Annotated in this window: 26 protein-coding genes and 2 pseudogenes; 15 read left to right on the forward strand and 13 right to left on the reverse strand. The window is 72.3% G+C overall.

Features of this window, described 5'->3' with window-relative positions; all coding sequences use genetic code 11:
* Positions 1-69 precede the first annotated feature (69 nt).
* Complete coding sequence (locus J7I97_RS21130; RefSeq protein WP_214937191.1) at positions 70-1110, reverse strand: DUF4349 domain-containing protein; 1041 nt, start codon at positions 1108-1110, stop codon at positions 70-72.
* Positions 1111-1250: 140 nt separating this feature from the next.
* On the opposite strand from J7I97_RS21130, the gene hemG reads away from it, so the two are divergent.
* Together hemG and hemQ are read left to right on the forward strand one after the other, a co-directional pair.
* On the forward strand, positions 1251-2699 hold the full coding sequence (hemG, locus tag J7I97_RS21135) for a protoporphyrinogen oxidase (protein WP_251059024.1): 1449 nt from the start codon (positions 1251-1253) through the stop codon (positions 2697-2699).
* A 23-nt stretch (positions 2700-2722) separates the two neighbouring features.
* Positions 2723-3436, forward strand: a complete 714-nt coding sequence (gene hemQ / locus J7I97_RS21140) for a hydrogen peroxide-dependent heme synthase (RefSeq protein ID WP_214937193.1) — start codon at positions 2723-2725, stop codon at positions 3434-3436.
* 108 nt (positions 3437-3544) lie between these two features.
* On the opposite strand, the gene J7I97_RS21145 is transcribed toward hemQ, so the two are convergent.
* From J7I97_RS21145 to J7I97_RS21155, 3 genes are all read right to left on the reverse strand, one after another.
* Positions 3545-5320, reverse strand: a complete 1776-nt coding sequence (locus tag J7I97_RS21145; protein ID WP_214937195.1) for an alpha/beta hydrolase — start codon at positions 5318-5320, stop codon at positions 3545-3547.
* Positions 5321-5603: 283 nt separating this feature from the next.
* The gene (locus J7I97_RS21150) at positions 5604-6635 is read right to left on the reverse strand and encodes a TIGR04222 domain-containing membrane protein (protein WP_214937197.1); all 1032 of its coding nucleotides are present in this window, start codon (positions 6633-6635) and stop codon (positions 5604-5606) included.
* Positions 6632-7984 (reverse strand): DUF692 domain-containing protein, encoded by a 1353-nt coding sequence (locus tag J7I97_RS21155; RefSeq protein WP_214937199.1) that lies wholly within the window; start codon positions 7982-7984, stop codon positions 6632-6634. Before J7I97_RS21155 ends, J7I97_RS21150 begins: the two co-directional genes overlap by 4 nt.
* Before the next feature lie 723 nt (positions 7985-8707).
* Here J7I97_RS21155 and J7I97_RS21160 point away from each other — a divergent pair.
* Complete coding sequence (locus J7I97_RS21160; RefSeq protein ID WP_214937201.1) at positions 8708-8941, forward strand: cupin domain-containing protein; 234 nt, start codon at positions 8708-8710, stop codon at positions 8939-8941.
* A gap of 368 nt (positions 8942-9309) precedes the next feature.
* Here J7I97_RS21160 and J7I97_RS38680 read toward each other — a convergent pair.
* The 3 genes and pseudogenes from J7I97_RS38680 to J7I97_RS21170 all read right to left on the reverse strand — a co-directional run.
* A pseudogene (locus J7I97_RS38680) lies at positions 9310-9447 on the reverse strand (DUF692 family multinuclear iron-containing protein); the annotation flags it as partial.
* A gap of 16 nt (positions 9448-9463) precedes the next feature.
* A complete protein-coding gene (locus J7I97_RS21165; protein WP_214937432.1) occupies positions 9464-9766 on the reverse strand; it encodes a ricin-type beta-trefoil lectin domain protein in 303 nt (100 codons plus the stop codon).
* A gap of 397 nt (positions 9767-10163) precedes the next feature.
* Entirely contained in the window at positions 10164-11006 is an 843-nt protein-coding gene (locus J7I97_RS21170; protein ID WP_214937203.1) for an aminoacyl-tRNA hydrolase, read from the reverse strand.
* Positions 11007-11077: 71 nt separating this feature from the next.
* On the opposite strand from J7I97_RS21170, the gene J7I97_RS21175 reads away from it, so the two are divergent.
* The 4 genes and pseudogenes from J7I97_RS21175 to J7I97_RS21185 all read left to right on the forward strand — a co-directional run bounded on the left by J7I97_RS21175 (position 11078) and on the right by J7I97_RS21185 (position 12716).
* The gene (locus tag J7I97_RS21175; protein ID WP_214937205.1) at positions 11078-11758 is read left to right on the forward strand and encodes an AIM24 family protein; all 681 of its coding nucleotides are present in this window, start codon (positions 11078-11080) and stop codon (positions 11756-11758) included.
* Between the two features lie 23 nt (positions 11759-11781).
* A pseudogene (locus tag J7I97_RS21180) lies at positions 11782-12235 on the forward strand (ATP-binding cassette domain-containing protein); the annotation flags it as partial.
* A gap of 8 nt (positions 12236-12243) precedes the next feature.
* Positions 12244-12510, forward strand: coding sequence for a hypothetical protein (locus tag J7I97_RS38685; RefSeq protein WP_251059047.1), 267 nt, complete (start codon positions 12244-12246; stop codon positions 12508-12510).
* Positions 12511-12524: 14 nt separating this feature from the next.
* Positions 12525-12716, forward strand: coding sequence for a hypothetical protein (locus J7I97_RS21185; RefSeq protein WP_214937207.1), 192 nt, complete (start codon positions 12525-12527; stop codon positions 12714-12716).
* Positions 12717-12758: 42 nt separating this feature from the next.
* On the opposite strand, the gene J7I97_RS21190 is transcribed toward J7I97_RS21185, so the two are convergent.
* The 5 genes from J7I97_RS21190 to zapE form a co-directional block, all read right to left on the reverse strand.
* Positions 12759-13670, reverse strand: coding sequence for a polysaccharide deacetylase family protein (locus J7I97_RS21190; protein ID WP_214937209.1), 912 nt, complete (start codon positions 13668-13670; stop codon positions 12759-12761).
* 17 nt (positions 13671-13687) lie between these two features.
* The gene (locus tag J7I97_RS21195) at positions 13688-14644 is read right to left on the reverse strand and encodes a PPK2 family polyphosphate kinase (RefSeq protein WP_214937211.1); all 957 of its coding nucleotides are present in this window, start codon (positions 14642-14644) and stop codon (positions 13688-13690) included.
* A gap of 94 nt (positions 14645-14738) precedes the next feature.
* On the reverse strand, positions 14739-16094 hold the full coding sequence (locus J7I97_RS21200) for an alkaline phosphatase PhoX (protein WP_214937213.1): 1356 nt from the start codon (positions 16092-16094) through the stop codon (positions 14739-14741).
* A 216-nt stretch (positions 16095-16310) separates the two neighbouring features.
* The gene (locus tag J7I97_RS21205) at positions 16311-16739 is read right to left on the reverse strand and encodes an OsmC family protein (RefSeq protein WP_214937215.1); all 429 of its coding nucleotides are present in this window, start codon (positions 16737-16739) and stop codon (positions 16311-16313) included.
* 67 nt (positions 16740-16806) lie between these two features.
* A complete protein-coding gene (zapE, locus tag J7I97_RS21210) occupies positions 16807-17916 on the reverse strand; it encodes a cell division protein ZapE (RefSeq protein WP_214937217.1) in 1110 nt (369 codons plus the stop codon).
* Between the two features lie 36 nt (positions 17917-17952).
* On the opposite strand from zapE, the gene J7I97_RS21215 reads away from it, so the two are divergent.
* The 6 genes from J7I97_RS21215 to J7I97_RS21240 all read left to right on the forward strand — a co-directional run bounded on the left by J7I97_RS21215 (position 17953) and on the right by J7I97_RS21240 (position 23599).
* Positions 17953-18738 (forward strand): pyrimidine reductase family protein, encoded by a 786-nt coding sequence (locus tag J7I97_RS21215; protein ID WP_214937219.1) that lies wholly within the window; start codon positions 17953-17955, stop codon positions 18736-18738.
* A gap of 148 nt (positions 18739-18886) precedes the next feature.
* Positions 18887-19354, forward strand: a complete 468-nt coding sequence (locus J7I97_RS21220) for a universal stress protein (RefSeq protein WP_214937221.1) — start codon at positions 18887-18889, stop codon at positions 19352-19354.
* Positions 19355-19402: 48 nt separating this feature from the next.
* Positions 19403-20797 (forward strand): UDP-N-acetylmuramate--L-alanine ligase, encoded by a 1395-nt coding sequence (gene murC / locus J7I97_RS21225; RefSeq protein ID WP_214937223.1) that lies wholly within the window; start codon positions 19403-19405, stop codon positions 20795-20797.
* Positions 20798-20820: 23 nt separating this feature from the next.
* A complete protein-coding gene (gene msrB / locus J7I97_RS21230; RefSeq protein WP_214937225.1) occupies positions 20821-21228 on the forward strand; it encodes a peptide-methionine (R)-S-oxide reductase MsrB in 408 nt (135 codons plus the stop codon).
* Positions 21229-21875: 647 nt separating this feature from the next.
* Positions 21876-22961 (forward strand): S-(hydroxymethyl)mycothiol dehydrogenase, encoded by a 1086-nt coding sequence (locus J7I97_RS21235; RefSeq protein WP_214937227.1) that lies wholly within the window; start codon positions 21876-21878, stop codon positions 22959-22961.
* Positions 22961-23599, forward strand: coding sequence for an MBL fold metallo-hydrolase (locus J7I97_RS21240; RefSeq protein ID WP_214937229.1), 639 nt, complete (start codon positions 22961-22963; stop codon positions 23597-23599). The genes J7I97_RS21235 and J7I97_RS21240 overlap by 1 nt, the downstream gene beginning before the upstream one ends.
* 33 nt (positions 23600-23632) lie before the next feature.
* Here the strand turns inward: J7I97_RS21240 and J7I97_RS21245 are convergent, their stop codons facing one another.
* Complete coding sequence (locus tag J7I97_RS21245) at positions 23633-24751, reverse strand: haloacid dehalogenase-like hydrolase (RefSeq protein WP_214937231.1); 1119 nt, start codon at positions 24749-24751, stop codon at positions 23633-23635.
* Positions 24752-25035: 284 nt separating this feature from the next.
* On the opposite strand from J7I97_RS21245, the gene J7I97_RS21250 reads away from it, so the two are divergent.
* The gene (locus J7I97_RS21250; RefSeq protein ID WP_214937233.1) at positions 25036-25398 is read left to right on the forward strand and encodes a bifunctional 3-phenylpropionate/cinnamic acid dioxygenase ferredoxin subunit; all 363 of its coding nucleotides are present in this window, start codon (positions 25036-25038) and stop codon (positions 25396-25398) included.
* Entirely contained in the window at positions 25395-26579 is a 1185-nt protein-coding gene (locus J7I97_RS21255) for an NAD(P)/FAD-dependent oxidoreductase (RefSeq protein ID WP_214937235.1), read from the forward strand. Before J7I97_RS21250 ends, J7I97_RS21255 begins: the two co-directional genes overlap by 4 nt.
* Positions 26580-26649 lie beyond the last annotated feature (70 nt).

The following is a 26649-nucleotide window of genomic DNA, read 5'->3' on the forward strand; positions in this document are numbered from 1 at the left end:
CCTTCGCCGCCGTCACGGTCGCCGTCGCTCGGGAACACGCTACGGGGCAATGGCCGAAGGGGTGTTGTGTCAGCTCCTTCGGTCGTCCGCGTCGTCCGCGTCGTCCGCGTCGCCCGCCGGCTCGGTCGCGGCGGACGCGGCGGGCCGGGCCGCCGGGACCGGTATCCGCTTCGGGGCGAGGCCCGCCTTCGGCTTCGCCGGGCGGTACCGCCGGTAGACGCGGAAGGCCAGCGCCACCAGCCCGGCCGTCAGCGCGAACGGCAGCACCGCGCCCACCGCCAGCGTCAGGATGCGTACGACGGTCGAGAAGGCGCCCCAGCCGCCCCGCAGGGCGTCCATGAAGGCGGGCTTCTTCTCCTTCTCCTCCTTCGGCGCCACCGGCTCCGGGGCCGGCTCCGAGACCTCCATCGTGATCGTGCCCAGCGAGGTCTGGTCCTTCAGCGCCGTCTGCTGCGCCAGCAGCGACTCCAGGTCCGACTGGCGCCTGCTCAGCTCGCTCTCCAGCATGACCACGTCACTGAGCGCCGAGGCCTTGTCCATCATCTCCCGCACCCGCGCCACGCTGGCCTGCTGCGACTTGACCCGGCTGTCGACGTCCGCGACCTTCTCGGTCACGTCCTGCGCCTCGACCTTCCGGTTCAGCAGCTTTCCGCTGCCCTCCATGGCGCCGAGCACCGCGTCGAAGCGGTCGCCGGGCACGCGCAGGGTCACCGTCGAGGTCATGCGGCCGTTCTCACCGCGTCTGGTCGACTCGTTGCCGACGTACCCGCCCGCGCCCTCGGCCGCCGTGCGGGCCGCGGCGAGAGCCTTCTGGGCGTCGGCCGTCTCGATGCCCAGCGTCGCTGTACGGATGATGTGCGGGCGGACCGCGGCCTGCTGCTGCCCTTCCTTGGAGGCCGCCGGGGGAGCCGCCGCCCCCGCCCCGGACTTGTCCTGCGCGGGCGCGGCCGCGCCCTCCTGCGGCTTGGCCGCCGCCTGGTCCGCCGCCGACCTGGCGTTGTCGGCGCCGCTGCCGCAGCCGGCGAGCGCGAGCGCCCCGGCCAGGGCGAGCGCGGCGAGGGCCGCCGCGGAGCGGTGTCTGACGGCTGCTTCTTTTCTGCGGGTCTGCATCGCTGGTAACCCCCGAGGATCGGCTGATGTCGCCGTTGTGACGTTCAGGGTCCCGCCGCGGGTTTCGCTTCCGCGGTCCCGAGCCGATCCCGATGCGGTCACGGTCCGGCGTCGGTGATCGGGTCTGAGACGATGTGTCCATGCACGAAGCGGACATGCGTACGGATCGGACGGGCGGCACCCGCCATGTCGTCGTGATCGGCGGCGGTATCGCAGGCCTCGCGGCGGCCCACCGGCTGCTCGCCGACGGCGCCCGGGTCACGCTCCTGGAGGCCGGACCCCGGCTCGGCGGCAAGCTTCACGCGGGCGAGCTCGCCGGCCTCCCCGTCGACCTCGGCGCCGAATCCGTGCTCGCCCGCCGTCCCGAAGCCGTGGAGCTCGCCCGGGCCGTGGGCCTCGGCGACGCCCTCCAGCCGCCCGCCACCGCCACCGCCCACCTGTGGACCCGGGGCGCGCTGCGGCCCATGCCGCGCGGCCATGTCATGGGCGTCCCCGGCGACTTGGGGCCGCTGGCCGCCTCCGGGGTGCTCTCCGCCGAGGGAATGGCCCGGATCGAGGCCGAGCACGCGCTGCCGCCCGCCGAGATCGGCGAGGACGTCGCGGTCGGCGAGTACGTCGCCGCCCGGCTGGGCCGCGAGGTCGTCGACCGGCTGGTGGAACCGCTGCTCGGCGGGGTCTACGCCGGCAACGCCTACCGGATCTCGATGCGGGCCGCCGTGCCCCAGCTCTTCGAGGCCGCACGCACCCACACCCTGCTGGGCGACGGCGTACGGGACCTCCAGCGCAAGGCGGCGCAGCAGCCGCAGGCGGCCGGTCCCGTCTTCGCCGGCATCGACGGCGGCATCGGACGGCTGCCGCTCGCCGTGGCCGAGGCCTGCCGCTCGGCCGGGGCGCGGATCCTCACCGGCACGCCCGTGCGCGAGGTCGTCCGTACCGCCGAGGGCTGGCGGGTCATCGCCGACGCGGAGGCCATCGAGGCCGACGGTGTGGTGCTGGCCACCCCGGCCGGACCCGCCGCCCGGCTGCTGGACGGGCTCGCACCGGCCGCGGCCACCGAGCTGCGCGCGGTGGAGTACGCCTCGATGGCCCTGGTCACGATGGCCTTCCGGCGCTCCGACCTGCCCGACTCGATCACCGGCGGCGGCGCCAGCGGATTCCTCGTACCGCCCGTGGACGGCCGGACCATCAAGGCGTCCACCTTCTCCAGCAACAAGTGGTCCTGGTCCGGCGCCGACCCCGAACTGTTCCTGCTGCGCACGTCGGTGGGCCGCTACGGCGACGAGAAGGACCTCACGCGTGAGGACGCGGAGCTCGTGGAGGTCTCCCTCGACGACCTCGGCGAGGCCGTCGGCCTGGCGGCCCGGCCCGTCGCCTCCACCGTCACACGCTGGGACGGAGGGCTGCCCCAGTACCCCGTCGGCCACCTGGACCGCGTCGCCCGGATCCGGGCCGCCGTCGCGGCCCTGCCCGGCCTCGAGGTGTGCGGCGCACTGTACGACGGAGTCGGGATTCCGGCCTGCGTCGCGAGCGCCGGCAAGGCCGCCGACGCGGTGATGGCCGCGTTCGGCACCCCTGGCACAGACCACTGATCGGCACACGGGACAATAGGCACATGACTGCACCAGAGAAGATTCCCAACGCGGGGAAGAAGGCCAAGGACCTCAACGAGGTCATTCGCTACACCCTGTGGTCCGTCTTCAAGCTGAAGGACGTCCTCCCGGAGGACCGCGCCGGCTACGCCGACGAGGTCCAGGAGCTGTTCGACCAGCTGGCCGCCAAGGACATCACCGTCCGCGGCACCTATGACGTCTCCGGCCTGCGCGCCGACGCGGACATCATGATCTGGTGGCACGCCGAGACCTCGGACGAGCTGCAGACCGCCTACAACCTGTTCCGCCGCACCAAGCTGGGCCGTGCGCTGGAGCCGGTGTGGTCGAACATGGCCCTGCACCGCCCGGCCGAGTTCAACAAGTCGCACATCCCGGCCTTCCTGGCCGACGAGGTCGCGCGCGACTACGTCAGCGTCTACCCCTTCGTGCGCTCGTACGACTGGTACCTGCTGCCCGACGAGGACCGCCGCCGCATGCTAGCCGACCACGGCAAGATGGCCCGCGGCTACCCGGACGTGCGCGCCAACACGGTCGCGTCCTTCTCGCTGGGCGACTACGAGTGGCTGCTCGCCTTCGAGGCCGACGAGCTCTACCGGATCGTCGACCTCATGCGTCACCTGCGTGCCTCCGAGGCCCGCATGCACGTCCGTGAAGAGGTGCCCTTCTACACCGGACGCCGCAAGTCCGTCGCCGATCTGGTGGACGGGCTCGCCTGATACCTCCCCTGGGGGGAAGGACCGGAGGACTGACCTTCTCCGGTGGATCGGGAGGCTGGGCCAGGCCCTCACCCCGAAACGACGCAGCCGGAGATCCCGCCCGGAAGTTCAGACGACTGGCGGCAGTGACACCCCGCGGGTGTTCGCTGCCCGGTCGTCCAACGACACCGGTGCGGGCTCCGGATGCGGCGCACATGTGACACGCCACCCTGGGGTGGCACCCGTCAGGATGTACCGCTCCACGTGACGGTCCACGCAGTCATTGCGTCCGCCGGCCACTCCGTGGGCGCCGGCCTCCGTCTCCGTGACCAGCGCGGCCCCGCCGCCGAGCCGCCGCTGCAACTCCAGCGCACCCGGGTACGGGGTCGCGCCGTCCCGCTCCGCCGCGACGATGAGCGTCGGGGGGAGCGGCCCGGCGGTGCCGGCTCCCACCGCCACCGGCTGCTGCCGTTCCCTGACCGGCCAGTAGGCGCACGGCAGGTTCAGGAAGGCGTTCGCCCAGGTCTCGAAGGGCGCCCGGCGGGCGAGCGCGGTGCTGTCCCGGTCCCAGGTCTCCCAGCCGGCGGGCCACGGGGCGTCGTTGCACAGCACCGCCGTGTAGACGGCCGTTGCGTTCTCCTTCTCGGCCGCGGCTGCGGCTGCGGTTGTGTCCGGTCCGGCCTGCCCGGCCTGCCCGGCCTGCCCGGCCTCCCCGGTCTCCCCGGCCTGCTCCGCCAGCGGGCCCGGATCGCCGCCCAGGAAGGCGCTGAGTGCCGCCGCCCGCTCCGGCCAGACCTCGTCGTAGTACGCGGCCTGGAGGTACGCCGACTGGAGTTCGCCCGTGCCGACCACCCCGCCGGCCGGCGTACGGGCCACGGCCGACCGGACGCGCTCGTAGCTCGCCTGGACGGCGGCCGCTGTGGCGCCGAGGCGGTACGTGCCGTGGTGCCTGGCCGCCCAGGCGCGGAAGTCGTACCAGCGGCGCTCGAACCCCGCCGCCTGGTCGAGGTTGTTGCGGTACCAGACCCGGCGCGGGTCCGCGTTGACCACGGAGTCGAACACCATGCGGCGCACGTGCGCCGGGTAGAGCGTGGCGTAGACCGCGCCGAGGTAGGTGCCGTACGAGCCGCCCATGAAGGTCAGCCCCGGATCGCCGAGCGCGGCGCGCAGTACGTACAGATCGCGGACGTTGTTGAGGGTCGTGTAGTACGGGAGGGCCGCGCCGGTCCGCCGCGCGCAGCCGCGGGCGTACGCCCGGGCGGCGGCGATACGTTCCCTCTTGTACGCGGCGGAGGGCCGGACGGGGACCTGGGTGGGCCCCTGAGCCCGGGCGGCGGGGTCCTGGCAGGACAGCGGGGCGGAGCGGCCGACCCCGCGCGGGGCGTAGCCGACGAGGTCGTAGGCGGCCGCGACGCGCTCCCACTGGGGGCGGTCGGCGAGGAGCGGGAAGAACATGCCGGAGGCGCCGGGTCCGCCGGGGTTGTAGACGAGTGAGCCCTGGCGGGCGGCCTTTCCGCGGCCGGTGGCAGTGACCCGGCTGACGGTGAGGGAGATCTGCGGGCCGTCGGGACGGGCGTAGTCGAGCGGGACCCGGAGGGTGGCGCAGCGGACGGGGTCGGGCAGGGCCTCGGCCTCGGGGCAGGCACGGAAGTCGAGTGCCCCCGTGCGGTGGCCTCCGGCGGTTTCCTTGCGGGAGGCGGTCTCCGCGGTCTCCACGGCCTTGGCTGCCTGCGCGGCCTCCGCTGCGCGGCGAGCGACGAGTTCGGCTCCGGCGGTCTCGGCTGCCGCCCTCGCGGCTGGGGGGGCATCGGCCGGCGTCGCAGTGGCGCGGGCCGGGGCGGGGGCGCACAGGGCGAGGGAGAGCGCCGCCGCGGCGACTGCGTGACGGGTGAGCGGCGTCCGCATGATGGGCCCCTTCATCTCATCGGCTGGTCCGATGAGATTCCGGGGCCGCGCCCCAGTAAAGGATCAACGCCGGGTGTCGCCCTCAATACCCCCGTTGCCGAGGCATCCGCCCCCGGTTGCCGTAGGCCCACACCGTCAGGAACTGCTGCTACCGGGACTAATCGCAGTGCACCGGGCTTCAGCCCGGTGGTGAAGCGATTCTCAGGGCTGCTCTGGCCCGCAAGTCACAGCGGACGGTTCTGCTGCTCGATGTACTGACGGACGATCGCTGGAACTCGACGAACTAACTGCTGCAACTCGAACTGCTGCTGGAGCAGCTGGAACTACTGCCGCCACAACTGCTGCTGCTTCCGGAGGACCCGCAGCCGGACCCGGAGGAACAACTGCTCCCCGACGAAGCGCAGCTCGATCCGGACCCACAGCTCGACCCGCCCCCGGACCCGCCGCCGTCGCTGCTCGCGCACCAGACGACCGGCAGGATCTCGGCGCAGGAGTGGGACGAGTGGGAGGTGTGGGACGAGTGGGAGGTGTGGGAGGTGTGCGAGCGCGACTGGGCCGCGGCCAGCCGGGTGCCGCGCGCGGCCGGCACCAGCTGCTCGCGCAGGTACGGGTCCCGCAGCCCGCGCAGCCCGAACAGCGCCGTCTGCACGTGCGCGCTCTGGTCGAGCCTGTAGTGCTCCCGGATCCCGTGCAGCGCCGCCCGTCCCGCCGGGGTGACCCGCTGCTTGGCCCGCGCGGCGCCGGCCGCGCCCATGACGATGCCGCCCACGAGCGCGAGGAACACCTTGACGATGAACGGCACCTGGGGCCCGGAATCCAGCGCCAGCGCGACGAACGTGACCGGCAGCGAGAGCGCCAGCAGGATTGCGCACACCACGGCCTGGGTCACCCCCCAGCGCCGCCACTTCCGCCCGGAGCCGGGCAGGGCGATCAGCCCGCGGGCGGCGAGCGCGTCCCCGGTCTCCTGGACGGCCGGGCCGAGCATCGCGGCGTACCGCACCTGGTACAGCCACCCGGAGGGCGCCGACCCGTGCGCCTGGAGCACGGCGCGCTCGGCGACGTCGCGGGCCCGCGCCCCCGGCCGGACGTGGACGATGCCGGGACCGCCGACCATCAGCCGGCCGTCCCCGAGCATGGAGACGAGCGCGGCGTCGACCACGGCCCCGGGGCCGCCCGCCATGAACGCGGCCTCGGACAAGTCGTGCAGCCGCGGCGCGGGCCCGGTCGCCGACGGCCGCGCCCGGCTGAGCCCGCGGAACAGGAGCACGGTGGACACGATGACGGCGACCCAGATCGCCAGGGCGAGGAGGTTCACGCTGCCCTCCCTACGAGGGCCCGGGCCCAGCGGACGACACGGCGGGGCGGGCGGGCCCCGGCCCGGTCCTGCCACCAGGTGGTGAGGCGACGCCGGGCGGCCGGGTCGGCCGGCAGGTCGCGGATCAGCAGATGCTCGGCGAAGTCCAGTGCGTCCCGGCGGTATCCGGCCGTCATGGGGCGGTGCCGGGCGTACGCGAGGAACGCCTGCCGGTACGCCTCCTCGCCGCCCAGGATCCCGGGCAGCTCGGGCGCGACCTTCGCCACGACCCCGGCCCGCTTGGCGGCCAGCGCCCGCGCCTGCACCCGAATCCGCTGCCGGTCAAACCCCTCGGGCACCGGCGTCCCACCCACCAACGCCGACAACAACGCGGCCTGCCCCAGCCCAACCCGCACCCGCGCCCCCTCCAGCCCGGCGGCCCCGTCCGGCCCCGCCGCGCCCTCCGGCCCGTCCAGCCCCGCCGGCGTTTGAGGCGCGGGGTCCGGGGCGGAGTCCCGGTTTCGGGAAGGGGCGGGGTGGGGGAGAAGCCCCGCAGGGCCGCCCACCACCCCCCGAATCGCGGCCAGCTCCGCCGCCAGCTCCCCCTCCGGCGGAAAGTCGTCGTCCCGCTCCAGCAGCACCCCCGCCGGCACTACCCGCGAGCAGAGCTCGGCCAGCACATCCAGCACCACCCCCGGCACAGGATGCGCATGCGTGTCATGCCACACCCCACCCCGCTCCACGCCCCCGGCAACATGCACGTACGCCAGCGCCTCCAGCGGAATCGCGTCCAGCACGCCCGCCGGGTCCTCCCCCCGGTTCACCCGGTTCGTGTGCAGGTTCGCCACGTCGATCAGCAGCCGCACCCCGGTCCGCTCGACCAGCTCCGTCAGGAACTGCCCCTCCGTCAGCTCCTCCCCGGGCCAGGAGATCAGCGCGGCGATGTTCTCCAGCGCCAGCGGCACCGGCAGCGCGTCCTGCGCGATGCGCACGTTCTCGCACAGCACGTCCAGCGCGTCCCGCGTGCGCGGGACCGGCAGCAGGTGCCCCGCCTCCAAGGCCGGCGACGAGGTCCGTACGAAGGCGATGTGCTCAGTGACGAGCGGCGCCCCCAGCGCCACCGCCCGCTCCCCGAGCGCGGCCAGCTTCTCCGGGCCGGGCCGGTCGGCGCCGCCGAGGCCCAGCGAGACACCGTGCGGCACGACCCGCACCCCGCGCTCGCGCAGCCGCAGCAGCGACGCCGGCAGGTGGCCCGGACAGATGTTCTCGGCCACCACCTCGACCCAGTCCAGCCCCTCCAGCCGCTCCACCGCGTCCGCGATCTCCGGCCGCCATCCGATGCCCACCCCCAGGTGTGCCATGGGCTTCATGTCCCCTCGCCCCCTCTCATCGGTCCGTGTGCCGATGTCATCGCCCCGACACGGTCGGGCCAACCGCCCAAGGGTGACGTTCAGAGCAACATTTGAGGTTCCCGGGCACCGGCCGAACCCGCCGCACCCCGGAGCCCCGCCGCACCCCCGAGACCCGCCCCACCCCGCAGACCCGTCACAGCCGCCCCCGCAGGGCCGGATGGTCCGCGATCACCGTCGCCGACCCGGGGGCGATCTCGATGAGCCCCAAGAAAACTCTTGTACTGACATCTACAAGATCCCGGGGATAATAGCGCGCCCCCCAGGGTCTTGTACCCGCGGGCGAGCGGGCCAAGTGTGGGTGTAGCCCCAGCCGACTGGAAGCGGCGCCGGCCGGGGCCAGGGCTGTTGCAAAGTCTCGTGATCTTGTGAGTGTGCTGGTCAGAGGCATGGTCGGTGGGCTGCGTGTCCAACGCAACGAAGCTCCGTTGGAGCAAGTGACCTTCCCAACGACCCCCGCGTCGCGGAGCCGTCGGAGTTGCGCGCGGGAGATCACTGGTGTGGCTCCTTGCGCGGAGGTATCCGCACAAGGAGCCTGATGTTTCTGCGAAAGACCCTGGATAGCCCGGGTGGCCATCGGCTGTGCCGCGTCCGGAGCGTCCGCTCACCTTGGAGGCGACATTGGCGCAAGATCCGGTACAGGTAGCACCGAACCTGTATAAGGTTTTGTTCGAGAATGACCGGATGAGACTGCTCGAGGTGCGCCAGAAGCCGGGCGATGAATCGGCCATGCACGGGCATCCGGATTGTCTCATCTACAGCCTCAGCGACGGGAAAATGACATTCAGTTCACCCTCCGGTGAGTCCCAAGATGTTGAGCTGCACACGGGCGACACGATCTGGCAGGAGTCGCAAGAGCATGCTGCAAAGAACTCCGGTGCGACCGACGTTGTCGGGCTCGTCTTCGAGCTGAAGTGAGTTTGTGGCAGGGGTGACCTCTCCGGGCAGGGCTGTTGCCAAGTCGTGTGATCTTGTGGGCGGGCTGCTCAGGGCAGGCCGATGAGTCGAGAGGCCGGGTGTGGGGCTGGTAGGAGAGGTGGCGGAGGCCGGCGGCGATGCCGTGGCGCCCGGCCCGGCGGAGGGCGCTGAGCGCGAAGTTCCGCAGGGTGGCCATGTTCTCCGGACCGCGTCCGGTGCGGACACGGGGGGCGGCACTCGGCGCGATCCGTACCGCGAACGCGGTGGCGCACCGGGCGCCGAGCCTGGCCAGGGTGTGCTGCGGGGCCTCCGCGGCCCACTGGCCGATCGCCCGACGGAGTGCTCTGCCTTCCAGCCGAGGAGCTCGCGTGCCTCGCGCAGCCGCAGCAGGGACTCGGGCAGGTGCCCCGGACAGAGGTTCTCGGCCACTACCTCGACCAGTCCAGACCCTCCAGCCGCTCGACCGCCTCAGCGATCTCCGGCCGCCACCCGATGCCCACCCCCAAGTTTGAGGTTCCGGCCTCACTCCCAGGGCTTGAACAGCCACTTCGGGGAGTTCTCGGTGCACTCCTGATAGACCACGGCGGAGCCGTTGCGACGGCTGCCGCCCGCCACCCCGACACAGTGCTCGCTCTTGATCAGGAAGCGGTCCCCGCTGCCGCGCAGCGTCCAGTCCGCCGTCTGGTCCGCACAGTCCGCCTGCACGATGTCGGTGCCGGGTTCGAACTGTTCCCCCACCAGTGCGAGGCACTTGTCGCTGTGCTGGGCCCGGAGCCTGACGAACAGCCATTGGTCGGTGCGTTGCCCGGGGGGCCGGTCCTCCAGCTCCCCGAAGGGCCGGTCGGCCGCGTTCGTGACCCGCCACCGCTGGTCCGTGCAGGCAGTCCCACTGGACCACCTCCGCGCCGGAGCGCAGGGAGGAGCCCGCGACGCTCAGGCACTTGCCGCCCGGGGTGCGGATCTCGTAGTACTGCACGGCAGCGTGGGCCCGACCCACACTCAGGGCCAGGAACTGCGCGACGAGGATCCCGAGGACCGCGGCCACGCGGGCCGCGGGACGCCAGGGCATGCCGGTCATACGTCCTCCTCTCCGGCCGGCTGCGCGCAGCGGCCGAAGCAGAATCCACCCCCAGCCACACGGCGGACACCTACAGTGCGAGGCTAGCCGCGCTCCGGGGACCACCCGGCCCCGGACTGGGCCATCCGGGTGACCCCGCCCCCGTCAGCGCAGGCCCAGGCCCGCTTCGAGCCGCCCCCGCAGCGCCGGATGGTCCGCGATCACCGTCGCCGACCCGGGGGCGATCTCCGTGAAACCGGCGTCCCGGACCACCGGCAGCCCGCTCCCGCTCAGCTCCGCCCACCGCTCGCGCGCGGCCGTCCGTACGGCCAGCCGGAAACCGGAATCTCGCCACGCGATTCGCTCCGGGCCGGTCAGCTCCCACCACGCCAACTGCGCCCCGTGCCCCGCCTGGGCCATCGCCTTGCCGGCTGACATCTCCACGTCCGGGTTGAGCCAGAGCACCGGAACTCCCGCCTCCGCCGGACTGACCGGCTCCGGGTCGTCCAGATCGGTTCCCGACACCTGGAGCTTCGCCAGTTCCTTGGGCCAGCCGTCGAGCGGCACCGGCGGGAAGACGCGTACCTCCGACCCGCCGCCGTGCACCGTGACACCCGGCAGGGTCTCCGCCTTGCGCCACTCCGCCCCGCGCGCCCGCCGGACCACCTTCCGGATCCGCGCGTCCTGCCAGTCGCGGACCGCCGCGGCCCATTCGCCCTCGCCCTGCGCCCGTTCGTCGCTCAGCAGGACCAGCACCGCGCGGGCCGCCGTCTCCAGCGCGTCCGTCCGGGCCGGCGGCCCGGCCTTCTCGATCCGCACCACCAGCGGCAGCACGAACTGCGGGGCCTCGTCACGGGCGACGCGCTCCTGCCGGAACGGGCTGTCCGCCCCGACAGCCGGCACGTCGGCGGGAACGGCGGCGGGAACGGCGGCGGGGACGTCGGCGGGGCTGTCTGCGGGCACGTCGGCGGGGGTGTCTGCGGTGTGGTTCGTGTGCTGGCTGCTCATCCGGTCAAGGATGCCAGCCTCCCCCTTGAGGATGATGCCGCAGGGGTCCCCGCCGGGTGAGGATCGAGGCCATGAAGAGTGATCTTTTCGCGTCCGAGAACCTCGTCCAGCCGGCCACCGCGCCGGGCATGACCCTGCAGAACGCCAAGTCGGTGAAGTACGCCGTCAACGGTGAAATGCTCGCCCGCCAGGGCGCGATGGTCGCCTTCCGCGGCAACCTCCAGTTCGAGCGCAAGGGCCAGGGCATAGGCGGCATGCTCAAGCGCGCCGTCACGGGCGAGGGCCTGGCGCTGATGGCGGTACGCGGCCAGGGCGAGGCCTGGTTCGCCCACCAGGCCGGCAACTGCTTCATCATCGACTTCGAGCCGGGCGACGCCCTGACCATCAACGGCCGCAACGTGCTGTGTTTCGATTCGACCCTCTCCTACGAGATCAAGATGGTGAAGGGCGCCGGCATGACCGGCGGCGGCCTCTTCAACAGCGTCTTCACCGGCACCGGCAAGCTCGCCGTGGTCTGCGACGGCAACCCGATCATCATCCCGGTCACCTCGCAGAACCCGGTCTACGTGGACACCGACGCGGTGGTCGGCTGGAGCGCCCAGCTGGAAACCGGCCTGCACCGCTCCCAGTCGGTCGGCTCGATGATCCGCGGCGGCTCGGGCGAGGCCGTCCAGCTGATGCTGCGCGGCGAGGGCTTCGTCATCGTCCGCCCGAGCGAGCTCACCGATACGGCGGCGGCGCACCGAACCTGACCGCCGTGGGCCGCCGCTACGGAATGCGGCGCCCCTGGGTACGGCGCGGGGTCTCGCTGGAACTGCCCCGCGGAACCCTCGTACGTGTCGAAGGCCGCAACGGCGGTGGCAAGTCCACCCTGCTGCGGCTCGTCGCCGGGATCGACACCCCGACCGAGGGGCGGATCAGCGGCCGCCCGCGCCGCACGGCGTACGTCCCCGAGCGCTTTCCCGCCGCCCTGCCGCTCACTGGCGGCCTACCTGACCCACATGGGCCGGGTGCACGGGCTGGCGCGCACCGAGGCCGCCCACCGGGGCGCCGCCTGGCTGGAGCGGTTCGGCGCGGCCGGGCACGCTGGCACGCCGCTGGCCGAACTCTCCAAGGGGACCAGCCAGAAGGTGGCCGTGGCCCAGGCGCTCCTCGCCGAGCCCGGCCTGCTCGTCCTCGACGAGGCCTGGACCGGCCTCGACCTGCCCGCGCGGGCCGAGCTGGACCGGCCGGGGCCGTGGCGCTGCTGGTGTGCGCGCTGGCCGGCGTGGCCGTGGGGGCGCTGTGCAGCAGGCCGGTGGTCAACTCGCCCGGGTACGCGGTCACGGCGGCGGGCCTCGGCAGCCTGCTCGCCCTGGTCACCGCGGGCTCCCCGGCCCGGGTGGTGGTGACCGGGCTGGTCGGGGGCTCGGTGCGGGTCCCGCTCGGGGCGCCGGCGGGGGCGGTGGCCCTGTCGGCCGTGGCGGGCGCGGTGGCCTGCCTCGTCAGTGCGAGGCGGGGCTGAGTACGCTCGTACACATGGACCAGAGCGAGCAGGACACGTCGTACTGCCCGGCCCCGGCGGCCCCCGCCGCGGCCGTGGCCGGGCCGCCGTACGCGGACTGCCTGGAGTGCGGAAGGCCCACGGAGTACGGGGTCGCCACGCCCGGCGTGGTGCTGTGCCCGGTCTGCGAGTGGCAGGACGCGCAGCGCACCGCCTGCTCGGGATAGCCGGGGCGGCTCCTTCCCGGCTACCTCCCGTCTCCTTCTCGGTTACTTCCCGATGAGGTCGGACACCTTCACGAAGCGGTAGCCGCGCTTGCGGAGCTCCGGGACGATTTTCCGGACGGCCTCCTCGGTGACGGGCGCGGCGCTGCGCGTGCAGTGCATCACCACCACCGAGCCGGGCTTCACCCCGGTGAGCACCTGTTCGGCCACCGCGTCCGGATCCTTCGCGAAGGCGTCCCCGCTGACCACGTCCCACTGCACGGCCGTGACCCTGGCCGTGGACAGGGCCCGGAGCGCCGGGTCGTCGTAGCAGCCGCCGGGGAAGCGGAAGTACGGGACGGTGTTGACCGCCCCCGCCGTGCGGAAGGCGGCGAAGGCCCGGTCCACGTCGGCCCGGGCGGCCGCGCCGTCGAGCGAGGGAAGCCCGTAGCAGGGGGACTTGAAGGCGTAGTGGCTGTACGAGTGGTTGGCGATCTCGAAGTTCGGGTCCGTGCCGATGGACTTGGCCTGGTCCGGGTACTCCTCGGCCCAGCGGCCGGTCATGAAGATCGTCGAGGGCACCTTGAGGGCCCGGAGGGTCGAGATCAGCTGCGGGTTGTCGAAGTGCTCCCCTTCGGCGGCGCGCGGCCCCTGGTCGGCGGTCATGTCCGCGTCGAAGGTCAGCGCGACGGTCTTGTCCGTCTTCTGCTTCGCCCGCTCGAAGACCGGGGTCAGGCCGTTCGGCCCGGGGGGCATGGTCGGGACCTTGCCGGGCGCGCCGGGCAGCGGGCTGCCGGAGCTCTGCGGGGACGGGGAGGAGGGGGATGGGGATGGGGACGCCGGGGTGGGGGCCTTGGCCGGGGGGGTGCCCATACGGGCCTGGCCGCCGCCGTCGGGGGTGCCGGTGCCGCCCCCGCATCCCGCGAGGGCGGCACTGAGCGCGGCAACGGCCGCCACCTTGCGTACAGAAAGGGTCACGTACGCAAAATATATGACTATGTGGCAATCAGACGTGCGCGGCACTCCTCCACATCGAAGTCCGCCTTTGGGTAGCGCGGCGAGATGCCCTCCAGATGCTCCAGCAGCAGCGTGCCGATCGCCCAGTTCCGGTACCACTTGCGGTCTGAGGGAACGATGAACCAGGGCGCCGCGTCGGTGGAGCAGCGCTCCAGGGCCAGCTCGTACGCCTCCTGGTACGCGGGCCACAGGGCGCGCTCCTCGATGTCGCCCGGGCTGAACTTCCAGTGCTTGTCGGGGCTGTCGAGCCGCTGCAGGAGCCGCTTGCCCTGCTCCTCGCGGCTGATGTGGAGGAGGACCTTTACCACGGTCACCCCGTCGTCCACGAGGGACTCCTCGAACCGGTTGATCTGGGTGTACCGGCGGTTCAGCTGACTGCGCGGCACCAGTTCGCGGACCCGCGCGATTAGGACGTCCTCGTAGTGCGAACGGTCGAAGATGCCGATCTCACCCGGCTGGGGCAGGGCCTGTATGACGCGCCAGAGGAACGGGTGGCTCTTCTCCTCGGGCGTGGGCGCCTTGAAGGCCCTGACGCGACAGCCGGAGGGGTTGAACATGCCGGCGACGTGCTTGACCGTGCCGCCCTTGCCGCTGGTGTCCATGCCCTGGAGGACGAGGAGGACACGGCGGCGGTCGCCGGCGGTGCTCGCCGCGTACAGCCGCTCCTGGAGGGAGGCGAGGGGCTCCGCCATCCGGGCGGCGGCGGCCAGGCCGGCCGCCTTGTCGGCGGGGCCGGCGGGGATCGCGGCGGGGTCGAAGCGGGAGAGGTGGAGCCGCTCACCGGCCGGTACGCGGAGCAGCTCGCGGAGCGGGGCGTGCCGGGCAGGGGACTTCTCGGTCCTCGGCCCGTCCTCCTTGCTCCGCCCGTCCTTCTTGCTCCGCCCGTCCTCCTTGCTCCTGCCGTCCTTCTTGCTCCCGCCGTCCTTCTTCGCCACCGCTGCCCCAATCCCGTCGGTCCCTCCGATCGTGCAACGGATCGAAGGGCGCCGCGACGTGACGAAGGACGGGCGGAAGCGGTCGGGCCGGGCGTCAGAGCCAGGGGCCGGTCACCGCGAAGGTCGTGCCCGGTGCGTAGGCGTTGACGTACATCGTTCGCCCGTCCGGGGAGAAGGTGACCCCGGCGAACTCGCCCCACTCCGGGGCGCCCGGCTTTCCGATGTCGTCGGCGTTGCGGGCCATCGGGTAGACCTCGCCGGCCCGGGTCACGCCGAAGACGTACTGGGCCCCGCCGCCGTCCTCGCACACCATCAGGCCGCCGTCGGGCGCCAGGCAGATGTTGTCCGGCGAGTCCCCGGGCAGCCGCACGTCCGTGGCCGGGCCGAACACCACGTCCAGCCGGAGCCGGCCGCTGCGCGGATCGTGGAACCACACCTGCCCGTAGTGGTCGGCGGCCGCGCCCTCGCGGCTGCGGGCGTAGCTGGAGACGAAGTGGACGCCGCCGTCGCCCCAGTAGCAGCCCTCCAGCTTCTGGGCGTGGGTGATCCCGCCCGGGCCGAAGTCCTGGAGCCGGATGGGCGTCTCGGCGGCCGAGGGGTCGGGTACGGGTACCCACTCCACCGGGAACTCGGTCCCGGGCTCCGTCACCACCGACAGGTCCGGCACGCCGGGCACCCGCAGGGCCTCCAGGGAGCCGCCCGCCCGGAGCGAGCCGAGCCCGCCGAGGGGCCGCTCGGGCAGGAACCGGTAGAACAGGCCGAAGGGCTTGATGAACGCGTCCTCGGTCTCGTAGACCACCCCGAGGTACGGGTCCACGGCGACGGCCTCGTGCGCGAAGCGGCCCATGGCGGTGAGCGGTACCGCCCCGGAGCGGCGCGGGTCGGCGGGGTCCACCTCGAAGACGTAGCCGTGGTCCTTGGTGTAGCCGGCCGGGCCGCCCGCCCGGTCCTCGGTCTCCTCGCAGCTCAGCCAGGTGTTCCAGGGGGTGCGGCCGCCCGCGCAGTTGACGGCGGTACCGGCGAGGGCGACCCGCTCGGCGGTGACCCGGCCGGTGGGGCCGAGGTCGAGGACCGTACAGCCGCCGAGGGCGTGCGGATCGTAGGTCAGCCCGTCGACGGGCGGGACGCGGAGGGCGGCGGTGGTGCGGTTCTCGTGGTTCCGGACCAGCCGCACCCGGTGTCCGCCGGCCCCGAAGGCCGCCATGCCGTCGCAGTTGGCCGGGACGGTGCCCTCGCCGGAGCGGAGCGGGTCCCCGGCGCGGGAGAGCACGCGGTACGTGAAGCCGGCCGGCAGGTCGAGAAGGCCGGCGGGGTCCGGCACGAGGGGCCCGTACCCGTACCCCCGGGCGGCGGCGGGTACGGCAGCGCCCGCACCGGCGAAGAGCGCCCCGAGCGCTCCGGTGAAGGCGATACCGCCGGCGGCGAGCAGGCTTCGTCGGCTGACGGACATCGGCGGCTCCGGGGGACGAGGTGTGACGCGACCCGTGGTACCACGGGCCCCCGCGCCCCGGCGCCCGACGCGGTGACGGGCGCCGTTCCCTCACCCCACCGGCCGCCACCGGGGCCGGAGATCACGCGCGCGGCAGACCGGCCGGGACGGGTCGTGCGGTGTGGGCGTCGCCGCCCGCACCGCACGACCGCCCGGGCGTGGGCAGGCGGCGGGCCGTCAGATCAGCTTCGCTGACAGCGTGATCGTCGTACCCGTCAGGGCCTGGCTGACCGGGCAGTTCTGCTTCGCGTCCTCGGCGGCCTCGGCGAACTTGGCGCTGTCGCTGCCGGGTACCTCGCCCTCGACGGTCAAGTGGATGCCAGTGATCCCCTTGCCGGGCACAAAAGTGACGGCCGCCGAGGTCGTCAGCTTGGTCGGCGGGGTGCCCGCCTTGTCCAGGACATTGGAGAAGGCCATGTTGTAGCAGCTGGAGTGCGCGGCGGCGATCAGCTCCTCCGGGCTGGTCCGCCCGTTCGCCAGCTCGTCGGTCCGGGCGGGCCAGGAAACGGGGTAGGAACCGAGCCCGGACGAGTCGAGCGTCACGACGCCCTTGCCCTCGAACAGGTTGCCTTCCCAGACGGCGTGCGCATTGCGCGTGGCGGCCATGGTGGATCCCTTCGCAGAAGTGGAATCGACCGGGCCGCCCAGACGAGACGACCCGGCGTCCCCAAACCTACTGGGACACCAGGGGCTTCGCGTCGCGTGCCAGCGCGGTGAGCCGCGAGATGGCTCGGAAGTACTTCTTGCGGTAGCCGCCGTTCAGCATTTCTTCACTGAAGAGACGGTCGAAGGGGACGCCCGAGGCGAGCACCGGTATCTCCCGGTCGTACAGCCGGTCGGCCAGTACCACCAGCCGCAGCGCCGTCGACTGGTCCGGCACCGGGCCGACATCGGTCAGGCAGACCGCCGTTATCCCGTCCGTCAGCGCGCCGTACCGGCTCGGGTGCACCTTCGACAGGTGCTCCAGCAGGCCGGGGAAGTCGTCCAGGCTCGCGCCCGGGGTCGCGTACGCGGCCTTCGCCACCTGCTCGTCCGAGAACGGCGCCGGCGCCTCGGGCAGGCCTCGGTGCCGGTAGTCCTGCCCGTCGATCCGCAGCGGCCGGAAGTGCGCCGACAGCCCCTGGATCTCCCGCAGGAAGTCCGCGGCGGCGAAGCGGCCCTCGCCCAGCTTGCCCGGCAGGGTGTTGGAGGTCGCGGCCAGCGCCACGCCCTGCTCGACCAGCCGGCTCAGCAGTGAGGACACCAGCACGGTGTCACCCGGGTCGTCCAGCTCGAACTCGTCGATGCACAGCAGCCGGTGCCCGCCCAGCGTCTTCACCGTCTGCTGGAAGCCCAGCGCGCCGACCAGGTTGGTCAGCTCCACGAAGGTGCCGAAGGCCTTGAGCGCGGGTTCGGCCGGGGTCGCGTGCCACAGGGAGGCGAGCAGGTGGGTCTTGCCGACGCCGTAGCCGCCGTCCAGGTAGACCCCCCGCGAGCCGGGGGCCGCAGCCGCGGGCTTCTTGGCGAACCAGCGCCGCTTGCCGGCGCCGCTCGCGTGCGCCCCGCCCAGGCCGGCCGCGAAAGTGCTCAGTACGGTGACGGCCTCGGCCTGGCTCGGCTGGGCCGGGTCCGGGTTGTACGTGTCGAAGCGCACCGAGTCGAAACGCGGCGGCGGCACCATCTCGGCGACCAGGCGCTCGGCGGGCACGTGCGGCGCGCGGGCGCACAGGGCATGCGGGCCCGCGTCGGCTATCGGGCTCCGCCCGGACGTCGTCGAACCGGATGTGGAGAGAGAGGTTGACACAGCCCTTAACTCTACGGGGCGTGTCACACTGCACCGATGCGACGCCTGTTCCCTGTGACCGATCAGACATCAGATCAGACATCAGTAGCCGAGGCCGACCGGGAGTGGTCGATGGACGAGCTCGCGGAGGCGTACGCGTACCCTCCGCTCGCCGGCGACGCGCACTGGCTGCGGGCGAACATGGTCTCCACCCTGGACGGGGCCGCCCAGCACGAGGGGCGCTCCCAGCCCATCTCCGGCGAGACCGACATGCGGATCTTCGGCACCCTGCGAGGACTGGCCGATGTGGTGGTCGTCGGCGCGGAAACGGTTCGCCGGGAGGGCTACCGGCCGGCCCGCGCCCGGGAGGCCTTCGCGGCCCGCCGCAAGGCCGCGGGGCAGGGCCCGGCCCCCGCCATCGCGGTGATCACCGCGAGCATGGACCTGGACTTCAGCCTGCCGCTGTTCACCTCCCCCCTGGTGCCCACCCTGGTGATCACCGGCGCCACCGCGCCCGCCGACCGGGTGGCCGAGGCCGCCGGGGCCGGGGCCGAGGTCGTCGTGGCCGGGGACGGGGCCGCCGTGGATCCGGCCCGGGCCGTACGGGAGCTCGCGGAGCGGGGTCTGCGCCGCCAGCTCACCGAGGGCGGGCCCCGGATGCTGGGCCAGTTCGTGGCCGCCGACGCGCTGGACGAGCTGTGCCTGACCGTCGCGCCGATGCTCGCGGCGGGGGACGCCCAGCGCATCGCCTGGGGCCCCTCGGTGGCCGTACCGCACCGGCTGGCGCCCGCGTCCGTACTGGAAGAGGCCGGGTTCCTCTTCACGAGCTACCGTCGGATCTGACAAGGGGCGGAATTTGCCGTTCCGCTTTGCTTCCCCCGGGCACATAACTGGGCAGACATATCCGCGCAAGGCCCCGCGCGACAGCGGGGCAGGATGGTTTCCGCAGGGGCCGGGCGACCGGCCTCGGCCCATGAAGGAGAGGGCGTCCGTGTTCACGAGTGTATTGATGATCGAGCAGCCGCTGACCCCGGTCGACGTGGACTTCGTCACCAGCCTTCACGGAGACGACGCGGTCTCCTTCTTCGTCCTCATGCAACCCCGGGGCGACCAGGACCGACTGCTCCGCGCCATCGACGACGTAGCGCTCGGTGAGCTCCCCGAGGCCATCCGCGAGGGCGACGAACCCGAGGGCGAGGCCGCCCGCGGCCCCGCCGAGCAGGCCCTTGAGCACTCCCTGGAGGCCCTGCGGAAGAAGGGCGCCAAGGCCTCCGGCCAGATCATCGAGGACCACCCCCTCGACAAACTCAAGGCCGTCGTGGAGGAGACGAACGCCGATGAGGTGATCGTCCTGACCGCCCCGCACTTCGTCGAGGAGTTCTTCCACCGGGACTGGGCCTCCCGGGCCCGGCACAAGGTCGGCGTTCCGGTGCTCAAGCTCTTCGCCCACAACGAATAGGCTGGGGTCCGGTTCAACCTCTCGTACTCGATTTCTGGAGCGACCTGAATGAAGCCCGGCCTGCCGACCGCCATGGAACGGCCCCACTTCATCGGCATCGGCGGCGCCGGGATGTCCGGCATCGCGAAGATCCTCGCCCAGCGCGGCGCGCAGGTCGCCGGCAGCGACGCGCGTGACTCGGAGACCGCCCAGGCGCTGCGCGCCCACGGCGCCACCGTCCACATCGGGCACGCCGCCGGCCACCTCGCCGACGACTCCACCTGCGTGGTCGTCTCCAGCGCCATCCGCGCCGACAACCCCGAGCTGGCCCGCGCCGCCGAGCTCGGCATCCCCGTCGTGCACCGCTCCGACGCCCTCGCGGGCCTGATGGACGGCCTGCGCCCCATCGCGGTCGCCGGTACGCACGGCAAGACCACCACCACCTCGATGCTGGCGGTGTCCCTGTCGGCCCTGGGCCTGGACCCGTCGTACGCCATCGGCGGCGACCTGGACGCGCCGGGCTCCAACGCCCACCACGGCGAGGGCGACATCTTCGTGGCCGAGGCGGACGAGAGCGACCGGAGCTTCCACAAGTACACCCCCCAGGTCGCGATCATCCTCAACGCGGAGCTCGACCACCACGCGAACTACGCGTCGATGGAGGAGATCTACGAGTCCTTCGAGACCTTCGTCGGCAAGATCGTCCCCGGCGGCACCCTGGTCGTCGCCCACGGCCAGGCCGGCGCGGCCGAGATCGCCCGCCGCGTCGCCGGGAACGAGGGCCTCCAGGTCGTCACGTACGGCGAGGAGGACGGCGCCGACGTCCGCATCACGAAGATCACCCCGCGCGGTCTGACCAGCGAGGTCACCGTCGTCCTCGACGGCCGGATGCTCACCTTCACCGTTTCCGTGCCCGGCCGCCACTACGCGCACAACGCCGTCGCGGCCCTCGCCGCCGGTGTCGCCCTCGGCATCCCGGCGCACAACCTGGCCTCCGCCCTCGGCAAGTACACCGGCGTCAAGCGCCGCCTCCAGCTCAAGGGCGAGGCGGCCGGCGTGCAGGTGATCGACTCCTACGCGCACCACCCGACGGAGATGACCGCCGACCTGGAGGCCATCCGCGGCGCCGCCGGCGACTCCCGGATCCTGGTCGTCTTCCAGCCCCACCTCTTCTCCCGCACCCAGGAGCTCGGCAAGGAGATGGGCCAGGCCCTGGCGCTCGCCGACTCCTCCGTGGTCCTCGACATCTACCCGGCGCGCGAGGACCCGGTCCCCGGGGTCACCAGCGAGATCATCATCGCCGCCGCCCGGGCCGCGGGCGCCGACGTCAACGCCGAGCACGACAAGGACGCCGTCGCCGACGTCATCGCGGGAATGGCGAAGCCGGGCGATCTCGTTCTCACGATGGGCGCGGGCGACGTCACGGACCTCGGTCCGGCCATCCTCGCCCGCCTGTCGAACTGAGGGCCTGAGGAAACGGGAGAGTCATGTCGTACGAGGTCGAGAAGACGGACGAGCAGTGGCAGGCGGAGCTGACCCCGTCCGAATACCAGGTGCTGCGCCTCGCGGGCACCGAGCCGGCCTTCCGAGGTGAGTACACGGACACCAAGACGGAGGGCGTCTACTCCTGTCGCGCCTGCGGCAACGAGCTGTTCCGCTCCACCGAGAAGTTCGAGTCGCACTGCGGCTGGCCGTCCTTCTTCGACCCGAAGGACTCCGACGCCGTCGAGCTGAAGGCGGACGTCTCGCATGGCATGGTCCGCACCGAGGTGCTCTGCTCGAAGTGCGGCTCGCACCTGGGCCACGTCTTCGAGGGCGAGGGCTACCCGACGCCCACCGACCAGCGCTATTGCATCAACTCGATCTCGCTCCGCTTGATCCCCGGCGTGGGCTGACCGGGCCAGTCAACGAACGGATCTCCACGGCCTCGTCGTCGAGCGGGAGGAAGCAGGCGAGCCTGCCGCGGTCGCCAGTGAGAGCCAGGGCGCGGGCATTGAGCGGAACCGCCACGGTCACACTGCCATGGCGCAGCACGCCGAACCGTCCATCGCCCTTGTCCAGGCGGAGGACGACATCGGCGCAGCCGCGCTCGCTACGGAGCTGGCGCACGCCGTCGTCCGAACCGACGTGGATGTGTTCGGCCTGCCGGAGGAACAGAGCGCTGACCGGGGCGAACGCGCCAGGCCCCCGTCGGTGCCGGGTCGGCATGTCACCGTGAAAGCGGTGCCCTCGGTCCAGTCCCCTCCCGGATATCGCTGGGTGCGGCCACTGCGCCGCCGGATGTTGAGGCCCCGCGGCCGGGCTGGACCCGGCCAGGCAGGTCAGCGCCCGCGCGGTCGTGCCTGGTCACGTCCGGAGCAGGAGACGGTGCACGGAGAGATCAGCCCGCCGCCCGCCGCTCGCCGCCCGTCGGTCACTGACACGACGGCGCCGTGACCCTTGACCGGGGGGCCTTCTTCCCCAATGCTTCAGTTGCGACTTGAGAGACGCGCATCACCATAGGCAACACTGTCAAGGGATTCGTTCCAGTCGAGGAGTACCCATGGCCCACGAGGTCCGCGCCGTCGTCGCCCTGGAGAAGGGCGCGCCCGTCTCCGTGGAAACGATCGTCGTACCCGACCCCGGACCCGGCGAGGCGCTGGTGAAGATCGAGGCGTGCGGCGTCTGCCACACCGATCTGCACTACCGCGAGGGCGGCATCAACGACGACTTCCCCTTCCTCCTCGGGCACGAGGCGGCAGGTCGTGTCGAGGCCGTCGGTGCGGGTGTCACCGAGGTCGAGCCCGGTGACTTCGTGATCCTGAACTGGCGCGCGGTCTGCGGCCAGTGCCGTGCCTGCCGCAAGGGCAAGCCGTGGTACTGCTTCTCCACGCACAACGCGACCCAGCCGATGACGCTGCTCGACGGCACGCCCCTCGCCCCCGCGCTCGGCATCGGCGCCTTCGCGGAGAAGACGCTGGTCGCCGCCGGGCAGTGCACCAAGGTCGACCCCGCCGCTCCGGCCGCCGCCGCCGGACTGCTCGGCTGCGGTGTCATGGCGGGCTTCGGCGCCGCCGTGAACACCGGCGCCGTCGGCCGCGGCGACTCCGTCGCCGTCATCGGGTGCGGCGGCGTCGGGATGGCCGCCGTCGCCGGAGCGAAGCTCGCCGGGGCGACCAGCGTCATCGCCGTCGACGTCGACGCGCGCAAGCTGGAACGGGCCAGAAGTATGGGCGCCACCCATACCGTCGACGGCACGAAGACGGATGTGGTCGAGGCCGTACGCGAGCTGACCGGAGGATTCGGCGCGGATGTGGTCGTCGAGGCCGTCGGCCGTCCGGAGACGTACAAGCAGGCGTTCTACGCCCGCGACCTGGCGGGCACCGTCGTGCTCGTCGGCGTACCCACTCCCGAGATGAAGCTGGAGCTGCCGCTGCTCGACATCTTCGGGCGCGGCGGCTCTCTGAAGTCCAGCTGGTACGGCGACTGCCTTCCCTCACGCGACTTCCCGATGCTCATCGACCTGTATCTGCAGGGGCGCTTCGACCTCGACGCGTTCGTCTCCGAGACGATCGGACTCGGCGATGTCGAGAAAGCCTTCGAGAAGATGCACCACGGCGATGTGCTGCGCTCGGTGGTGGTGTTCTGATGGCGGCGGGGGAACTGCGCATCGAACGCCTCGTCACCAGCGGGACGTTCAGCCTCGACGGCGGGACCTGGGAGGTCGACAACAACGTCTGGTTCGTCGGGGACGACCACGAGGTCGTGGTCATCGACGCCGCGCACGACGCCGAGGCGATTCTGGCCGCTGTCGGCGACCGCCGTCTGTCCGCCGTCGTCTGCACCCACGCGCACGACGACCACGTGAACGCGGCGCCCGAGGTCGCGGACCGGACGGGCGCGCCCATCCTCCTTCACCCCGACGACCAGGTGCTGTGGAAGATGACGCACCCGAACCGCCGGCCCGACCGTGCGGTGGCGGACGGAGAGCGGATCGAGGTGGCGGGGACGTTTCTGCGCGTGCTCCATACGCCCGGCCACGCGCCGGGGGCAGTGTGCCTGTACGCGCCCGGCCTGGGCGCCCTCTTCAGCGGGGACACGCTCTTCGCGGGCGGACCCGGCGCGACCGGACGGTCGTACAGCGACTTCGGCGCGATCATCGGATCGATCGGCGACCGGCTGCTGACCCTCCCGGGCGAGACGGTCGTGTACCCGGGCCACGGGGACACGACCACCATCGCCGCCGAAGCGCCACACCTCGAAGAATGGGCTGCCCGCGGTTGGTGACCACGGGCGGGCCCGGCCGGAGTCAACCGGCCTTCAGCCCCCGATCTCCGCGGGCTTGACGGCCACCCAGTTGCGGTCGGCGTCGACAGGGACGCCGGCCGCCTTCTGCTCATCCGCCCGCTTGGCTTTCTCGACCTCCAGCGCGTCCGTGTACTTCTGCTTGCGGTTGACCCACAGCCGAAGGCCCCCGGCCCGCACATCGGTGTCGAAGAGCATGAACCAGTCGGAGGGGGCGTCACCGGCGACGAGCATCGGACGCTCGTAGGGGTCGATGTACTCCTTGATGCCGGCGAGCTTGCCCACGTACCACGTGCCCGGGGTCCACAGATACGGTGTTATGACCATGCTGTTGTGCTTGCTCGCCGGGTACTCCGCGTCGAGGAAGTGCCCCTTCTCTATCTGCTTGCGCGCGGTGGTCAGTTCACCGGTCCCCGGGTCGCGGAGCAGCGTGGTGACGCCGATGACGTTCTTCGGCTCGATACCGAGGCCGTACGTGGGGTCGGACACGACCATGCGCACCAGCTCCTCGTGTGCGGCGGTCATCACGTAGGGCGTGATCCCGTGCTTCCGGAGCTCGCCCAGGAGTTCGCGCTGGGCGGGATAGATGCGCGGAGGGTTGACCGTGCTGTGCACGGTGACATCGCCGTCGTAGTACGTCACCGGGATGGGCTTGCCGTAGGCGAAGAGTTCGTCGACGCGGGCCTTGAGCTTCTCCAGGCTGAGCCCCGAGAACACCTGCGCGATCCACGGGTAGCAGACCTTGTCGTCGATCTCGCAGAGCCGCACGTAGTACGAGTAGAGGCTCTCGTCGTCCCGGAAGGGGATGAGTTTCAGCGAGGGGTCGAGCGAGTCCCGGCTCAGCACGCCCTTCATCTCGAGATACGGGAGCAGGGCCTCCTCCAGGTCGTAGCGCCAGATCGTGTTGTCGGCGTCGAACACCGCGTATGCGCCGCGCCCGGCGGAATCCGCGATGAGTTTCTCCAGCCGACGTCCCTGTCCATCCGGCCAGGACTTCAGCTCGGCCTTGCGGCTGTTTTGGCCGGCGGGGGCCGGGTCGCCCGAGGCCTGAGCCAGGACGGGGCCGGCCGCCACCGTGGCGAGTGCGGTGACCGCGGTGACGACGCTGAGCAGGCGGTGCCGGGCAACGGGCATGGTGACCCCTCTCGTCGGGTTCCTTATCGCGCAATGCCTTGTCTTATGCGCAACGAAGGGAACTCGCGGCCGGCGATCCCTGTCAAGACATGTGACACGGCGGCCTCATGAGGACGGCATGGCGTCCGCTGCGGCAGTCGTTCCGCCATATGCGGAATCGTGCGTAGAGCGCAACGAGAGGATCCCTTGGGCCGTCGCGAACGGCGCCTTGACAAGGCATAGGGGGGCCCTCAAACTGACGTTGCGTTCACCGCAATCCGTTTCGCTATACGCACCGAGGTGTCATGATGATTCCCGCGTGCCGTCTCGCCGATCTCCCGCGAGGCGAGGCCTACCGGCTCGAGTCCGATCCCCCTGTCGCGGTGTTCCACACCGAGGATGGCGAGGTCTATGCCATCGACGACACCTGCACCCACCAGGACGCGTCGCTGTCCGACGGCTGGCTGGAGGGGTGCGAGATCGAATGCCCCCTGCACGCCTCGAAGTTCGACCTGCGTACCGGCAGCGTCGACGCGCCCCCGGCCAAGCTGCCCGTACGCACCCACCAGGTCCTCGTCGAGGACGGCATGATTTACGTCCTGCTGTCCCAGGCGCCACCGAACCTCCCGCCCTGCGCGTCCGTACGCCTGGCGGGAGGCCCCGCGTGAAGACCGTGGCCGTCGTCGGCGCGTCGCTCGCCGGGCTGTCGGCCGCCCGCTCGCTGCGCGAGCAGGGTTACGAGGGGCGGCTCGTCCTCATCGGTGATGAGCGCCACCGCCCGTACGACAGGCCGCCGTTGTCGAAGGGGTTCCTCGCCGGAGACATCGACGAGGGCGTCCTCGCACTGGAGGCGGACGGCGAGGACCTCGCGGCGGAGTGGGAGCTCGGCACGCGAGCCATCGGGCTCGACAGCGGGTCGCGGGGCGACCGCCTCGTACGGCTCGCCGACGGCAGGTCGGTCCGGGCGGACGGGATCGTGATCGCCACCGGAGCGGCCGCCCGGACCCTGCCCGGGAGCGACGGCCTCGCCGGTGTGCATGTGCTGCGTACGCTCGACGATGCCCGCGCGCTGCGGGCGGATCTCGCGCGCGGTGGCCGGCTGGTCGTCATCGGCGGCGGATTCATCGGAGCCGAAGTCGCCTCCACCGCGTACGGGCTCGGCCTCGACGTCACGGTCGTGGAGGCGGCCCCGACACCGCTGGCCGGTCCGCTCGGAACGGAGATGGGAGGCATCGTCTCCGAGCTCCACGGCGACCACGGCGTCCGGCTGCTGTGCGGAGCCGGCGTCCGGACTCTCACCGGAGAAGGGCGGGTGGACGCCGTCCTGCTGGAGGACGGCCGCCGTGTCCTGGCCGACACCGTGGTCGTCGGGGTGGGCGCGCGCCCGTGCACCGACTGGCTGGAGGGGGCCGGAGTGACGCTGGAGAACGGCGTACGGTGCGACGCCGCAGGCGGCACCGGCATCCCGGGCATCGTCGCGGTCGGCGACTGCGCGGCCTGGTACGACCCCGCTGTCGGGGGGCACCGCCGGGTCGAGCACTGGACCGGCGCGCGGGAACGGCCGGCGGCGGCCGTGGCCGCCCTGCTCTCCGGAGGTACGGCCCTGCCCGAGCCGCTCCGCCCGCCCTACTTCTGGTCGGACCAGTACGGCGTCCGGATCCAGTTCGCCGGGCACGCCTCGGAATCCGACAGCGTCACGGTCGAGGAGGGCGCGGCGGCCGACCGCAGCTTCCTCGCGGTCTACCGGAGCGCGGGCCGTCCGGTTGCGGTGCTCGGGCTGAACCAGCCGCGGTTGTTCACCCGGTGGCGGCGTGAGCTGGCCACCGTCACGGCCCGTACGGCCGGTTGACCCGCCGGGCACGCCTGTGCCCGGGCCTGCCCAGTCGCGTTCCACACCGTTTTCGTACAGCACCGCTCTC

Origin of the sequence: Streptomyces sp. ISL-87, assembly GCF_018614095.1 — a bacterium.
In the GTDB taxonomy this organism is placed as follows: Bacteria; Actinomycetota; Actinomycetes; order Streptomycetales; family Streptomycetaceae; genus Streptomyces.